Raw genomic sequence first — 13,651 nt, 5'->3', positions numbered from 1 at the left:
GGCCTGGAGCGGCGGCGGGTTGGGGTTGGAGGAGTCACGTGCTTCGCGTTTTTCATCACTACTTTTCAGCCAAGAAGTTGACGTTCTTCCTCGCCGAGAGCTCGGCGATCGCGCTGGCCTGTGTCGCGGGTGCCGCGGCCTGCGCGGCCCTCTTCGCGCCTCCGGGCACCTGGCCGCCGCTCGCCACGCTGTGGCCGACGCTGGTGGGGCTGGGGCTGGCCTTCGTCGTCACCTTCCAGTTCACGCTGTACCTGTTGGACCTGTATGACCTTCGCGTCGCCGCGGAGGACCGGACCCGCGGCTACCGCTTCCTCAAGGCCGCGGGCGTCACCGCGATGGTGGCGGGTGGGGTGATGCTGATCCTTCCGCTGGCCCTGCCGGTGACGCTGCCTCCCGGGACGCTCCTGGGTGGCGCGATGGGCGCCCTGGCCGGCACGCTGGCGGTGCGGGTCTCCATCCGCGCCCTGGTGGGCGAGCCCGACGCGGTCCTCATCGTCGGTGACGGCCGCAAGGCCCGCGCGGTGGCGAGCGCCATCGAGGCCGGTGGCGAGGGTTCCTTCCGCGTGGTGGCCCTGGTGGATCCGCGTCAGGTGGACGAGCCGCTGGATGCGATGGCGGCGCGGCTCAATGCCGCCTACGTGGTGCAGGCCGCGGACGACATGCGCGGCGCCAACTGGGTGGAGTCGCTGTTGCGCTGCCGGCTGGAGGGGCGGCGGGTGTACGAAGCGGCCGGCTTCTGCGAGCGCGTGCTGCGCCGCATCCCGGTGCAGTTCCTCCGCGCCAGCGACTTCGCCTTCGCGGATGAGATGACGGTGTCGCCGCTGCGCCGGGCGCTCAAGCGCGTGTTCGACCTGGCGGTGGCGTCGCTCCTGCTGCTGCTGGCCTCGCCCTTCCTGGTGCTGGTGTCGCTGGCCATCAAGCTGGACTCGAAGGGCCCCGTCTTCTACCGGCAGGACCGCGTGGGGCTGGGGGGCAAGGCGTATCCCTTGTGGAAGTTCCGCAGCATGCGCACGGATGCGGAGAAGAACGGCGCGGTGTGGGCGCGCTCCAACGACGACCGCGTCACGCGGGTGGGCCGGTTCATCCGCCGCACGCGCATCGACGAGATTCCCCAGGTGTTCAACGTGCTGCTGGGCCACATGAGCTTCGTGGGGCCCCGCCCCGAGCGCCCGGTGTTCACCGAGCAGCTCAAGCAGCAGATTCCGTTCTACGGCGTGCGGGAGGCCGTGAAGCCGGGCATCACGGGCTGGGCGCAGATCCGCTACCCCTACGGAGCGTCGGTGGAGGACGCGCGCAACAAGCTGGAGTTCGACCTCTACTACGTGAAGAACGGGTCGCTGTTCCTGGATGTCGGCATTATCTTCCACACGGTGCGCCACGTGTTGTTGGGGCGGGGCGCCCGGTAGTCGGTTCCGGTTGTCATTGATTGGATTGAAGCAACGGTCCGCGGCCTCCGGTTGTCGGGGGAGGCCGGGACCCTCAAGGGTGGGCCATGGATTGGGTTGGGCGAGGGGGTCGGAACATGGTGGGCATGGATGTGGATGCGCCGTTCGCGGAGTCGTGGAACCAGGACGACGCGCGCAAGCAGCAGAACGCCGAACGCAACGAGCTGCTGCAGGCCCCGAAGGACCGCCCGACGCGCATCGTCGCCATGGGCGGCGGCACGGGCCTCCCCATGGTGCTCCGCGGGCTGGCCCGCCGCGCGACGCCCAAGGGCAGTCAGCCCGGCGTGGACATCACCGCGGTCGTGGCGATGAGCGACGACGGCGGCAGCTCCGGCCGCCTGCGCCGCCTGCACGGCGCGCTGCCCCCCGGTGACATCCGCAACTGCCTGGTGGCGCTCGCGGGAGGCAAGAGCGCCCTGAAGGACGTGTTCCAGTACCGCTTCGGTGGCGCCAAGGGCCTGGCCGGCCACGCGGTGGGCAACCTGCTCATCGCGGCGCTCGCGGAGCTGAAGGGTGACTTCCTGGAGGCGGTGCGCCTGTCCGGGGAGCTGCTGGGCGCGCAGGGCCAGGTGCTGCCGAGCACGCTCGCGTCGGTGCAGCTGGTGGCGCAGATGCACGACGACACGGAGGTGGTGGGCGAGCGCAACATCTGCCGCGCCCACGGCCGCGTGCGCCGCGTGTCCCTGAGCCCCCGCTCGCCGCCCCCGGTGGACGGCCTGCTGGAGGCCATCTACTCGGCGGACCTGATCGCGATTGGACCGGGCTCGCTGTACTCGAGCGTGCTGCCGAACCTGCTGGTGGACGGCGTGGCCCAGGCGCTCAAGGAGACGCGCGCGCTGAAGGTCATGGTCGCCAATCTCATGACGCAGCCGGGTGAGACGGACGGGATGAACTGCCTGGACCACGTGCAGGCCGTCATCGAGCACGTGGGACCGGTGCTGGACGCGGTGCTCGTCAATGGCCGGCAGCCCACCGAGGAGTCCATCCAGCGCTATGCGCGCAAGGGCTCCTTCGTGGTGACGGCGGAGACGCGGGAGCTGCTGTCGTCCGGTGTCATCCCGGTGCAGGCGGACCTGCTCAAGGATGGGTCCAAGATCCGACATGACAGCCGCAAGGTCGCTGCCTGCCTGCTGAAGATGGCCCGCAGCGGCTTGTAGCCGCCCGTGCCCGTCACCACCTTGGTGCCCGCGATCATGGAAGCCAGAAACCTCCGTGCCGACCCGCACGTCGTGGAAGTCAACGACCGGGCGGCCTTCATGTCCCTGGAAGCCGAGTGGAATCAGCTGGTGGAGGCCACCTCCAACGAGCTGTTCTACCGGCATGAGTTCCTGCGCCTGTGGTTGGACAACTTCGCGGCGACCTCGCGCATGCGGGTGTTGCTGCTGAGGGGCCCGGACGGGACGCTGAGCGCCGCGCTGCCGCTGGTGGAGGAGCGCACGTCGATGTACGGCGTGCCCGTGCGGCAGCTCACCTCCGCCGCCAACGCGCACTCCTGCCGCTTCGACGTGGTGGCGAAGGACCCCGAAGTCGCCGCGGACGCATTCCTTGCACACCTGAAGCGCACGGGCGGCTGGGACGTGCTGCGATTGACGGACGTGCCGGACGGCGGGGCGGGCTTCCACCTGCTGGAGGAGGCCAGGCGCCTCCACATGCCGGTGGGCGAGTGGGAGTCCCTGCAGTCGCCCTACGTGCCGCTGCCCGTGAAGAAGGACGCGTACTTCGCGTCGCTGCCGTCCAAGTTCAAGGCCAACTGCCGCCGCCGCCGCCGCAAGCTGGAGGAGAAGGGGAAGGTCACCTTCGAGCGCGTGTCGGGCGGCCTGGACCTGGAGGGCTCGCTGGAGGAGGGGCTGCTCTTGGAGCAGAGCGGCTGGAAGGGCCAGCGCGGCACGGCCATGGCGCAGGACGGGAAGACGCGGGGCTTCTACACGGAGCTGGCGCGGGATTCCGCCTACCGGGGGCGGCTGGCGCTGTACTACCTGCGGCTGGACGGGCGCGCGGTGGCGTTCCAGTACGGCCTGGAATACGGCGAGCGCTACTTCCTCTTGAAGCCCGGCTACGACGAGAGCCTCAAGGAGTGCAGCCCCGGCCAGCTCCTGATGGAGGAGGTGCTGGGGGACTGCCTGGACCGGGGGCTCACCGAGTTCGATTTCCTGGGGCCGGACATGGTGTGGAAGCGCGACTGGACGGACCGCGTCCGCAAGCACACCTGGCTCTACGTGTTCAATGACACCGCCTTCGGCCGGGCCCTGTGCGCGGCGAAGTTCCGGTGGTTGCCGGCGGCGAAAGAGGTGGTGGCGCGATGGAAGCGGTGAAGACGTCCGACAAGCTGTTCGTTCCGTCCCTGCCCACGCTGTGGCCGGGAATGCTGCTGTCCGGCGCGCGTCCCGGTTCGCTGCCGCCGTTCTCGTCGCCCAACGCGCGCTACTTCTACTTCGCGCGCAACGCCGTCTGGCTGACGATGAAGATGCTGCGCCTGGATGGTGGCGAGGTGCTGATGCCCGCCTACCACCACGGCGTGGAGGTGGAGGCGGTGGTGGACGCGGGCGCGACGCCGCGCTTCTACCGCGTGGGCGCCCGCTGGGACGTGGACGTGGCGGACGTGGCGAAGCGCATCGGGCCGAAGACGAAGGCGCTCTACCTCATCCACTACGCGGGCTTCCCGGGGCCGGTGGACGCCATGCGCAAGCTGGCGGACGAGCACGGGCTGCCGCTCATCGAGGACTGCGCGCTGTCGCTGCTGTCGTCGGACGGCTCGAGGCCGCTGGGCACCACGGGTGACGTGGGCATCTTCTGTCTCTACAAGACGCTGCCGGTGCCCAATGGGGGCGCGCTGGTCGTCAACGGCCCCCGGCAGTACAGCCTGCCGGAGCCCCCGGCGCCGCCGCTGGCGTCCACCTTCAGCCACACCGTGTCCGCGCTCCTGCAGAACCTGGAGCTGCGGGGCGGGGCGGCGGGCCGGGCCCTGCGCGGCCTGGTGCGTTCGGTGGGCCACGGCACGGTGAAGGCCGCGAGCATCGAACGGGTGGCCACGGGCACGCAGCACTTCGACCGGCGGCACGTGGACCTGGGCATGAGCCCGCTGACGAAGCGGATTGCCCTGGCGCAGGACCTGGAGGCCATCGTCGAGGCGCGCAGGCGCAACTACTTCTTCCTGTTGGGCCGGCTGCGGGATGTGTCGCCGCCGCTGTTCAACCAGCTGCCGGCGGGGGTGAGCCCGCTGTTCTACCCGATGGTGGTGCAGGACAAGGAAGCGCTGCTGGCGAGGCTTCGCGAGCGGGGCATCGACGCCATCGACTTCTGGAAGCGCTTCCATCCGGCGTGTGATCCGTCGGAGTTCCCGGAAGTGGCCCAGCTGCGGCGCACGATTCTTGAGATTCCCTGCCACCAGGACCTGACGCCGGAGGTGATGGCCCAGGTGGCGGATGCGGTGAGGGATGCACTGAAGGCGGAGCGCCGGCCCAGCCAGCGCACCGGGTGAGTGGGATGGGGACTGGCTTCCAGGATGCAATGGCGGACGCAATGGCAGACGGGAGCCAGGGGGCAGTGCTTCGGGAAAGGCATCAGGGTGAGGCGGTGATCCGCGAAGATGAGTTGAGGTCCGGTCCGCAGGTCGCGCCGCGGTTGGACGTGGCCGCGGTGGGCAGTGCTTCCGAGATGTCGGGGATGCGGGCGGAGTGGGACGCGCTGTTGGACGCGAGCACCGCCGGCCCCTTCAACGCCTGGGAGTGGCTGTACCCGTGGTGTCGGCGCATCTCGCCGGATGTCAGGCCGCTGGTGCTGACGGCGCGGGACCGGCTGGGCACGCTGGTGGGCCTGCTGCCATTGGGGCTGGAGCACCGCTGGGTGAACGGCGTGCGTGTGCGGCGCCTGGGGTTCCTGGGTGAGACGCACGTGGGCAGCGACTACCTGGACGTGGTGGCGCGCAAGGGCCGCGAGGCGGAGGTGGGCCGCGCGTTCTTCCAGGTGCTCAACGGGCTGCGCGACGAGTGGGACGTGTTGGATTTGACGGACCTGCGCGAGGGCTCGGTGACGCTGGGCGTGGCGCGCGAGGTGTTCGGCGAGGTGCGCCAGACGGAGCGCTACGTGTGCCCGTACGAGACGCTGGTGCCGGGCGAGCCGTTCGACGCGTTCCTGAAGCGCACGGGCCGCCGGGACAACTACCTGCGCCGGCGCAAGTGGTTGGAGAAGCAGGACGGCTATCGCATCGAGCGCACGGAGGCGCCGGGGGCGCTGGCCGGGCCGATGACGGACTTCTTCCGGTTGCATGCGCTGCGCTGGTCCTCGGATGGAGGGTCGCAGGGCATCAAGGGCGCAGGGGTGGAGGCGTTCCACCGGGATGCGACGCAGTTGTTGGCGGAGCGGGGCCGGCTGCGGATGTACACGATGAAGGTGGGAGGCCAGGCGGTGGCGTCCGTGTACGGCATCGTGCACGGCAGCTCGTTCGTGTACTTCCAGTCCGGGTACGACCCGGCGTGGCGCAACCGCAGCGTGGGCCTGGTGCTGGTGGGCGAGACGTTCAAGGACGCCATCGAGATGGGCCTGACGGAGTACGACTTCCTGCGAGGCACGGAGTCCTACAAGGCCGACTGGGTGACGAAGCAACGCCAGACGGTGTCGCTGCGCGTGCACGGCGCGGGCATGGGCGGCGCGTGGTTCACCCGCTCCGAGGAGCTGGCGCGGCAGACGCGCAACGCGGTGAAGCGCGTGCTGTCGGATGAGCTGGTGGAGAAGGTCCGCCGGCTGCGCCGCCGCAAGGCGGCGGTGCACTAAGTGCGAGGGAAACCTCCAACTCTCCCTGGTTGAGCCATGGCGGGCGCTCCCCGCCGGGCGTGCTCACCCGCTTGTCACAGGCTCCGGGAGGCTCACCGGGCTACTCCATCTTCAAGAGGGCCTTCAGCTCCTCCGCGGAGCCGTTGAAGTAGCTCTGGTCCACGGTCCCCGGGATGCCCGTCACCTCCCCGCTGCCGGTGTACTGCCAGAACTGCCACTGTTTCCAACCCGTCGGGGGCTTCGGCTCGGACGTGCTCCGCGTGTACTTCGCGAGCCAGAGCATGTGATCGCGGAAGTAGGGGTGGCTGCAGAAGCTCTGCTGCCACGTCTCGTGGTTCGTATAGATGATGGGCTTGTGGCCCAGCGCCTTCTCCACTCCCTCCGAGAAGGCCCGGAGCTTGCTCGCGGCCTGCTCGCAGCTGAGGCCTGCGTACAGCGCTTTGTACTCTTCGACGTCCACCACCACGGGCAGCTCGCCGGGGTCGGGACGCACGCGCTTCGTGAAGCTCTCCACCTGCGCCTGCACGTCAATGTTCGGGTGGAAGAAGTGGTAGGCGCCGCGCGGGATGCCCGCCTTCTTCGCGCCACGCCAGTAACTCTCGAAGTGCGTGTCCTCGCTCGTTGCCTCCGTCGCTTTGATGAAGACGAACGCGGCGGAGGCCTTGTTGATGGACTCCCATTTCACGGACGGCTGGTAGTGGGAGATGTCGATGCCCTGCAACCGGGTCTTGCCCGGAGCCTCGGCGATGGCCGGCTTCACGGTGGCCCTGGCCGTGCCCGTCACAGCCACCTGAACGGTGGCCGGCGGGGACGCGGGTTCAGGCACGTCAGCGGGAGCCGGAGCCGGAGCCGGAGCCGGAGCCGGAGCCGGGGAGGGCGCGGAAGCCGCCTCCTCCGGGCTGGCCAACTCCGCCGCCGCAGGTGCCGCTGGCGCTGTCAGCGTGGTGCCAGTGGTCGCACAGGCCAGGGACAGCACCACGGAGCCCAACACGGCCGAAGGCCTCATCCCATGAATCAAGGGTGACATCGCCACACCATCCTTTTTGAATCATCAGTAGACGACGAAGTTGAGGGTCAGGTTGGGACGCACTCGCGTCTTGCCGCCCACTGGCAGGTGGACGCCACCGCCCAGCATCAAGCCCAGCTCCCGCCCGCCAAGGGTGGGTGTGTAGGTGAGGAAGGCGTCTGCGCCGCTGCCCTCCAGGGACTTGAGGTCGGAGGTGAGCCCGCCCGCGAATCCCGCGTGGCTCAGGCGCAGCAAGCGCACAGCGGCGCCAAAGCGCAACATCCCCGCGGAGCGGAAGGACGTCCCCACGGTTGCCATGTATGACACGCCCCGGCCAGGCGGCGGTGCATCCACAGGCGGATTGGCGTAGGTGAAGTTCGCGTCCACCAACTGCGCTACCGCCAGCTCCCGGTACTTGCCTTGCGCCTCCCGTGAGACCTCCTGGAGCAGGATGCGCTCGCTCCTCAGCGAGCCGTCCTCCTGGCGCAGCACGGTGCCCTGCACGCGGAAGAGCTGCTTGATTCGGAGAACCTCGTCGCCCTCAACCCAGATGTTGGGGTCCGAGAGCTGGAAGCGGCCTTCCTTGTCCACGTACTCGTAGGCGATGACGGGCGGGCCTGCTGGCGCCGCGCCGTGACCTGGCTGCGCTGGAGCGGACGACACCACGTGGGCTGATTCGGTGCCGCCCTGGACCTTCTCTTGGAGGTCGAAGATGGCGGTGGAGAGGCTCTTCAGTCTGAGCGCATGCTCCTTGCTGAACTTCTCGAAGTCCGCGTCCCGCGACGTGAGCAGCTCGCGGTACTTCCCATCCAGGTCCGCCTGGGTGACGAGCTGCGAGTGCGCCGTCCCGAGCCGGGTGTTCAGCGTCTCGATTTCCTGCTCACGCGCGGTGAGGTGGCCGCTGAGCTGCCGCTGATACTCCGCCTCACGGCGCTCCCAGTCCGAGTCCCGGTAGCAGTGATACAGCCAGGCGCCGCCCATCGCCGAAGAGGCGACCACGAACAGCAACCAGAGAGATGGGCGCAGCTTGAGACCGGGCATGTGGCACCTCGTGCACCCCTTCCCGCCACGGCAGAAAACCCCCGGGAGCGCCACGAAGTGACAATTCTGGTGCGCGGCGGTGCGCACCAGGCCCGGAGCTCGTCCACGAGCGTGCACCGCAGGTGGGCGGCATTGCGAATCCGCACCGGACTCGCCATGCCGCCCGAACTGGATTGCAACGTCCGCGACCCTCGACTTCCCGACGTCGAGCACGCGCACCCCAGCTGCGCCTTACAGCACCCACAAATGACTGCCGATGAGGTGGTCAACACGTCCGATGTAGCGACTCACCTCGAGGATGGCCCTCTCCTGTCAGAACATCTCCAGGCAAGCAGTGCCCACACTGAGAGCCTCTGTGAAGATGCCAGGCGGGCTGGAGGTAGGTGGGAGGTTGCTGATCTCGACAGGTGCAGACCACTGGTTGTAAAGCGGATCGGATGACGAAATGTAGAACAGGTCCCCGCTCGTGCCACTCTGGTAGAAGCAGTAGAGTTGAGTCCCGCTGCCGTTGTCATACGAAACAAAGGCGATGTTTGTCGGAGAGCTGCCAACGTCGATGACGTATTCGGTCGTGCTGGGTGCGTATGCCACCATGCAAATATAGTTTCCGGTGGTGTACGCCACGTAGACGTTGCCTCCGTACGTGCACGCCGCTGGCGAGGTATATGTGCTGTACGTCCCATACAGACTCGTCAGGGCGGTGATGTTCACTTCGGTATCTGAGCCCCATCCAGAACTGGCGTTGAGCACCGAGCAGTACAGCTTGTCGTTGTTGTTCGCAGCCGCATGAAAGACGTAGAGGTTATCGCCCAGAACCGTTGCCGCTGGTGAGCTCCACAGGGCTCTATTGGGGATCGGGCCCGAGTCCGCCCAGCTTGCTCCACCATCGGTGGATTGGCAGTAGCAAAGTGCATTGCCAGGCTTCTGGTAGAACACATAGAGCGAATTGTTGAATGCGACGGCGCTGGGTGAGCCAGTCATACCGCCATCGGGCAGCAGCGGTACCGTCGGAGCCCAGCCGTTCTGGTCGTACGTGGCGCACCACAGGCACCCGGAATTGCTTGCCCCTTGGAAGAAGCAATCGATCTGATTGTTGTAGGTCAGGAGGCCCGGTGACTCAGAGAGCGTGTACGGAGCCGCGCTCATATACGGTCCGCTCAGATTCCCGCCGGAACTTTGCGGCGAGATCGGAGCATAGAAGAGTTGGCTGTCGTTTCCGGGCCCCTGCATCATGCAATAGAGCTGGGAGTTCAGCACAGCCAGGGACGGAGCGACTGATAGCGCTGTGCCCTTGACCCAAATCGGGGTGCTCCAGGTGCTTCCGTCCGATGAGCTGATGTAATAGAACAGGTCGTCATTCCCGCCCCCCTCGTAGAGCACGTAGAGGATGCCGTCCACGACGGTGGCGCCCGGCACATTGGACATGGACACGCTCGTTATCTGCTTGTCGCCGGCCCAGTTTCCCGCCGTATCCAGGACGTTGTACCAGAGCTGGCCATCAGTCGATCCCCCTTGGTGAAAGACATAGAGTTCGTCCTGGCCGGTGGAAGGATTGGTGAACACCGCGGTCGCGGGGGATGTCGACATCCCGACGTTGGGTACCTGGGTGCTGCTGCTCCAAGAGCCAACGCTTCCGTCGCTCGACTTCGTATACCAGAGGCCCCCGTCGTTATCGGTCCCCTGGTAGAAGACATAGAGCTCACCGTTGAAGACCACCGCGGAGGGGCAGTCGGACATGACCGGCCCTGAGCCGACCTGCCAGTAAAAGCTTTGGCCCATGATGCTGTAGAACAGCGAGCCACTCGGCTCGAAGGCCCCCGAGACTTGCAGTTGCACGCCCTGCCAGAAAACATACACCTGACCATTGAAGGTCGCCGCACCGGCACCGGTGGCGGTTTCAGCGACGTTCAATTCCGTCTGACCCGACCACGTGGTCCCATTCCAGGTGTTGTAGAACAGGTATTGGGTGTCCGCGGGCGTGCTTGGGTAGAACACGTAGGTCTGGCCGTTGCATGACGCTACCGCTGGCGGATTTTTCGCAATACTGTTGACCTCAAACGCCGTCCATCCTTGTTGCCAGGCCAGTGATGAAGTTCCTGTCTTTTCTGCAACGTTGATACTCAGGCTCTTGCCGTCTGTTGCGGGTGAAAAGGCTGCTATGATGCCAGTGCCATCTGCCATGGTGTTCTCCTTGCTTGGAATGGCGCATCGCGCCGGTGAACGACGTCGCCTTTCAAGGAACGACGTCGCCGTCTCAGCAGGCACAGCCTGCTGAAATTCTTGAATGACTATGTTTGCGACATGACGTATCGGCGTCCTGCGCGGCCCCCGCCGCTGGCCTGCGCGCACTCCTTGCCTGTCCGGCGCCAGCCGCAGCCAGGACAGGTGTGGACGTCGAAGTCGAAACTGCGCTTCAGCCGCGTCGCCCGGTCCCACCGCGCAGCGCGCTGCTTCCTCCGCACCTCCGCAGCGCCGTGCCCGGGGGAAAGAGGCCATGGAAGCGGACAAGGTTGCTGCCGGGCGGAGGTACCAGCGCGGTCAGCCGCCGCAGGAAGGCGTCCACCGGGAACACCCGGTGCCGGGTGCCGATGGATCGCGGGCCGCTCTAATCCACGGTGAAGCCCGCCGCGTTCAAGGGCCAGTAACCGGCGGGATTGCCATGGAGCTCATCCTGCCGTGAATCCACGGCCTGGCTGTCCGGGAAGGGCCTGGCCGCGGAATCGCAAGCCACGAGGAGCGAGGCGCGAGGAGCGCAACCCATGAACCTGGGTTGCTCCAATGACGCGCAAACTTTATTCATATCGCCTCCCCGTGAATCAATCCTTACTGTGAGTCAATCTGTAGCAAGGAGTAAAAGCCAATGCAAGTGACGACGGGGTAGCGCCCAGCGATAGTCCGGATTGAACTGGAATAATCCACCGTGTCAGACGGAAGGCACGCCTCTACTCCAGGGTTCGAACACCTGCATGGATCCATGGCACCGTGCACCCCGGACAATGACTAATCGGAATTACTGTGAAATGTATGAGTGGTGGCCCTTGGCTTCACGAGGACGTGGCACACAAACAGCACATGCGCATACGTGTCTGTGTAGAGGGTTTTCGTGCGCATGAGGATAAATGCATGCACACAAAAGAGATGGGGCGCACCCTCCCGGCCCAGTCCACTCGGAGCGTCCGCTCCTTCTTGGGCTCCGCCCCCGGTGTTGGAGATGGACCTGCACCCCCGGCGGCGCGCGGGTGACGCACTTCAGCGCCCACGTGACACACAAGAACAGCGCGGGCAGAAACGTGCACCACGACATGCGCTTCCACTGGAACCCGCAGCGCGAGGAGCTGGACCTCGGCGGCCAGTACCGTCTGCCGTGGGGCGACACGCCCAGGAACGGCTTGTCGTTGAACCCGTCGACGTCGTCGAAGCGCGTCGAGTGCTTCTTCCACGACCTCAAGCGCTTTCGGGCTGTCGTCACCCGCTACGACAAGGCGGCGACCAGCGACCTCGCCGTCCTGCGCGTCGCATCCATGCTTCTCTGGCTGCGTTGATCAAGGCAAGGGTTGTGGAGATTTTGCCTGGGTTTGGCTTGCTTGTGTTCTGTGCTTTGGGTGATGCGTGAATCACAGGCTGTCGGACTTCGGGTTGTGGAGTGCGTCGAGGGAGAGTGTTCGTCCAGGCTCCGTGCTCAAGGGCGGCTCCAGATCGAGCTGCCGGAGGCTCCGCTCCGCTCCGTATTCGAATTGAAGGCGGAACACCGTGAAGACGGGCGCGATGATACTGGCGCAGCCAACCGTGACCCATCTTGAGGCGGGTGCTCCCGGAGCGTTCCGCGGATACACGGCACAACGGAAACAGGCATCGAGCGTCGCGGTGATGTCCGCGACGGTGTCGTGCGGAAATGCCGCTTCCATCTGGTCGAGCAGCGCGTCCCAGGACTGCCGTTCCTGGAGCTTCTGGTTCCAGAGGGACCGACGCCGATGCGCTTCAGGGCCAGGCTCCTGGTGCTCATCCTCCCGTGACGGCCAGGAGTCCTGAACCGTCACGTGGGCTCACGCGATGGCTCGGTTGAGCGTCAGGTCCTAGAACTGCTTGAACTCTTCGCAGGCAATGCCAATGGGGGTCGCGGGTGTTGCCGTGGAGAACGTTGCCTTGGCGGCCTGATTGGCGCAGCTCGCGGAGAGGCTCTGCGCCTGTTCGGTCGAGGCGATGTCGACGTGGAGACAGGAGGCCCTCCAACCACCGGGCCCTTTGCCACGCCGCTTCACCTGTTCCTGGAAGCGCCACCCATGGCCCACCTCCAGGGGTGACACACCGCGGGGCCGGGAACACCGGCCCCTTGCTGCCAACGGCTACTGCTGGCCCACTTCCGCGCGGAGCTGGGCGACGGCGGGGGCGAGCTGCGGGGGCTGCATGTTCTTGGGCACTTCCACGGTGAAACGCTCGAAGTGCGCCAGCGCTCCAGCCTTGTCTCCGCGGCGCAGCGCCAGGCTGCCCAGGAAGATGAGCGCCTCCTGCGCGTCCGGCCACGTGTTCACCAGCTCCACCAACTCCTCTTCAGCGCCGGGCAGGTCGCCCTGCGACGTCGCGCGCAGCACGCCCCGGTGCACCCGGAGCTCCACGTTGAAGGGGTCCACGGCCAGCCCCTTCTGCGTCACCTTCAGCGCCTCCACGAACTCCTGCTGGCGGATGAGCTCGTGGCTCAGCATCGACGCGGCCTCCACGTCGTTCGGGTTCGACTCGAAGCGCTTGCGCGCCTCCTCCATCTCGTCGTTCTCACCCTGGGGCATGCCGCTCGCCTGCTGCTGCATCGGGGCGCCCATGCCCGGCGGCGTCGCGCCCGTGCCCATCTGGCCTTCCTCGCGCGGCTTCTGCTCGGAGACCAGCAGGTAGCCCAGCCCTCCGAAGAAGACCACCACGCCCGCGCCCCACAGCGCTCCCACCATCTGCGGGTTGCGCGCCGCCCAGCCCGTGGGCGCCGGCACGTTGCGCGCGGGCGTCGGCACGTTGCGCGCGGGCGTCGGCACCGTGCCTGCCGCCTGACGCTTCTGGTGCTCGTCCCGGGCTCGCAGCGCCGCCGCCGCCTCGTGCTCCAGGCGCGACTTCTCCGCCGTGTAGTGCTCCGGCGTGAAGTGGTGCTTCTCCGCCTCCAACGTGCGCAGCTGCTCGATGAGCGACTGCGCCCGCTGCGTCAGGTCCTCCGCCGTCCCGTCCGCCTTCGCCACGGCGCCAGGGGCAGGGGATGCGCCGCCCTTGCGACGCTGGAAGAGGAGCCACGCGGCCGCCAGCACGAAGGCGACCGAGAGGACGATGATTCCGGGCAACCAGTTGGTGGGCTCGGGCTGCATGGCTTAGCGCTCCAGCTCCCGGCGCACGGCCTGGAGGTAGGGGTCGGCGT

General features: G+C 67.0%; 12 protein-coding genes. 6 read left to right on the top strand and 6 right to left on the bottom strand.

The annotated features are described in order from the left end of the window. Positions 1–38 precede the first annotated feature (38 nt). The 5 genes from exoE (at position 39) to D7V97_RS28615 (ending at position 6,215) form a co-directional block, all read left to right on the top strand. Positions 39–1,406, top strand: coding sequence for a polyisoprenyl-phosphate hexose-1-phosphate transferase ExoE (exoE, locus tag D7V97_RS28635; RefSeq protein ID WP_120613816.1), 1,368 nt, complete (start codon positions 39–41; stop codon positions 1,404–1,406). A gap of 116 nt (positions 1,407–1,522) precedes the next feature. Then, on the top strand, positions 1,523–2,602 hold the full coding sequence (yvcK, locus tag D7V97_RS28630; protein ID WP_120613815.1) for a gluconeogenesis factor YvcK family protein: 1,080 nt from the start codon (positions 1,523–1,525) through the stop codon (positions 2,600–2,602). 36 nt (positions 2,603–2,638) lie between these two features. Further along, a complete protein-coding gene (locus D7V97_RS28625; protein WP_120613818.1) occupies positions 2,639–3,757 on the top strand; it encodes a GNAT family N-acetyltransferase in 1,119 nt (372 codons plus the stop codon). Further along, on the top strand, positions 3,745–4,923 hold the full coding sequence (locus tag D7V97_RS28620; RefSeq protein WP_199728973.1) for a DegT/DnrJ/EryC1/StrS family aminotransferase: 1,179 nt from the start codon (positions 3,745–3,747) through the stop codon (positions 4,921–4,923). The genes D7V97_RS28625 and D7V97_RS28620 overlap by 13 nt, the downstream gene beginning before the upstream one ends. Before the next feature lie 95 nt (positions 4,924–5,018). Next, positions 5,019–6,215, top strand: coding sequence for a GNAT family N-acetyltransferase (locus D7V97_RS28615; protein ID WP_120613814.1), 1,197 nt, complete (start codon positions 5,019–5,021; stop codon positions 6,213–6,215). A 100-nt stretch (positions 6,216–6,315) separates the two neighbouring features. Here D7V97_RS28615 and D7V97_RS28610 read toward each other — a convergent pair whose 3' ends face one another. The 4 genes from D7V97_RS28610 to D7V97_RS46810 all read right to left on the bottom strand — a co-directional run bounded on the left by D7V97_RS28610 (position 6,316) and on the right by D7V97_RS46810 (position 10,852). Then, a complete protein-coding gene (locus D7V97_RS28610; RefSeq protein ID WP_158623474.1) occupies positions 6,316–7,221 on the bottom strand; it encodes a glycoside hydrolase family 25 protein in 906 nt (301 codons plus the stop codon). A gap of 45 nt (positions 7,222–7,266) precedes the next feature. Continuing rightward, entirely contained in the window at positions 7,267–8,262 is a 996-nt protein-coding gene (locus tag D7V97_RS28600; RefSeq protein WP_120613812.1) for a hypothetical protein, read from the bottom strand. Between the two features lie 312 nt (positions 8,263–8,574). Continuing rightward, positions 8,575–10,443: a glycoside hydrolase gene (locus D7V97_RS28595; protein ID WP_147445011.1), complete on the bottom strand. Its 1,869-nt coding sequence runs from the start codon at positions 10,441–10,443 to the stop codon at positions 8,575–8,577. Positions 10,444–10,675: 232 nt separating this feature from the next. Next, positions 10,676–10,852, bottom strand: coding sequence for a transposase (locus D7V97_RS46810; protein ID WP_120613810.1), 177 nt, complete (start codon positions 10,850–10,852; stop codon positions 10,676–10,678). Positions 10,853–11,564: 712 nt separating this feature from the next. Between D7V97_RS46810 and D7V97_RS28585 the strand changes: the two genes are divergently transcribed. Next, positions 11,565–11,804, top strand: a complete 240-nt coding sequence (locus D7V97_RS28585; RefSeq protein ID WP_158623472.1) for a hypothetical protein — start codon at positions 11,565–11,567, stop codon at positions 11,802–11,804. A 72-nt stretch (positions 11,805–11,876) separates the two neighbouring features. Here the strand turns inward: D7V97_RS28585 and D7V97_RS28580 are convergent, their stop codons facing one another. Continuing rightward, positions 11,877–12,299, bottom strand: coding sequence for a hypothetical protein (locus tag D7V97_RS28580; RefSeq protein ID WP_120613808.1), 423 nt, complete (start codon positions 12,297–12,299; stop codon positions 11,877–11,879). A 306-nt stretch (positions 12,300–12,605) separates the two neighbouring features. After that, a complete protein-coding gene (locus D7V97_RS28575; RefSeq protein ID WP_120613807.1) occupies positions 12,606–13,601 on the bottom strand; it encodes a tetratricopeptide repeat protein in 996 nt (331 codons plus the stop codon). Between the last annotated feature and the right edge of the window lie 50 nt (positions 13,602–13,651).

It is taken from the genome of Corallococcus sp. CA053C, from assembly GCF_003611675.1.
In the GTDB taxonomy this organism is placed as follows: domain Bacteria; phylum Myxococcota; class Myxococcia; order Myxococcales; family Myxococcaceae; genus Corallococcus.
The sequence above is the reverse complement of the archived record's forward strand: the minus strand, read 5'-3'. Positions and strand labels throughout refer to the sequence as shown.

Coding starts and splice junctions, on each gene's coding strand:
- D7V97_RS28600 (WP_120613812.1), bottom strand. CDS start 8,262: ATGCCCGGTCTCAAGCTGCGCCCATCTCTCTGGTTGCTGTTCGTGGTC.
- D7V97_RS28620 (WP_199728973.1), top strand. CDS start 3,745: ATGGAAGCGGTGAAGACGTCCGACAAGCTGTTCGTTCCGTCCCTGCCC.
- D7V97_RS28575 (WP_120613807.1), bottom strand. CDS start 13,601: ATGCAGCCCGAGCCCACCAACTGGTTGCCCGGAATCATCGTCCTCTCG.
- D7V97_RS28585 (WP_158623472.1), top strand. CDS start 11,565: ATGCGCTTCCACTGGAACCCGCAGCGCGAGGAGCTGGACCTCGGCGGC.
- D7V97_RS28595 (WP_147445011.1), bottom strand. CDS start 10,443: ATGGCAGATGGCACTGGCATCATAGCAGCCTTTTCACCCGCAACAGAC.
- D7V97_RS28610 (WP_158623474.1), bottom strand. CDS start 7,221: ATGAGGCCTTCGGCCGTGTTGGGCTCCGTGGTGCTGTCCCTGGCCTGT.
- D7V97_RS28625 (WP_120613818.1), top strand. CDS start 2,639: ATGGAAGCCAGAAACCTCCGTGCCGACCCGCACGTCGTGGAAGTCAAC.
- yvcK (WP_120613815.1), top strand. CDS start 1,523: ATGGTGGGCATGGATGTGGATGCGCCGTTCGCGGAGTCGTGGAACCAG.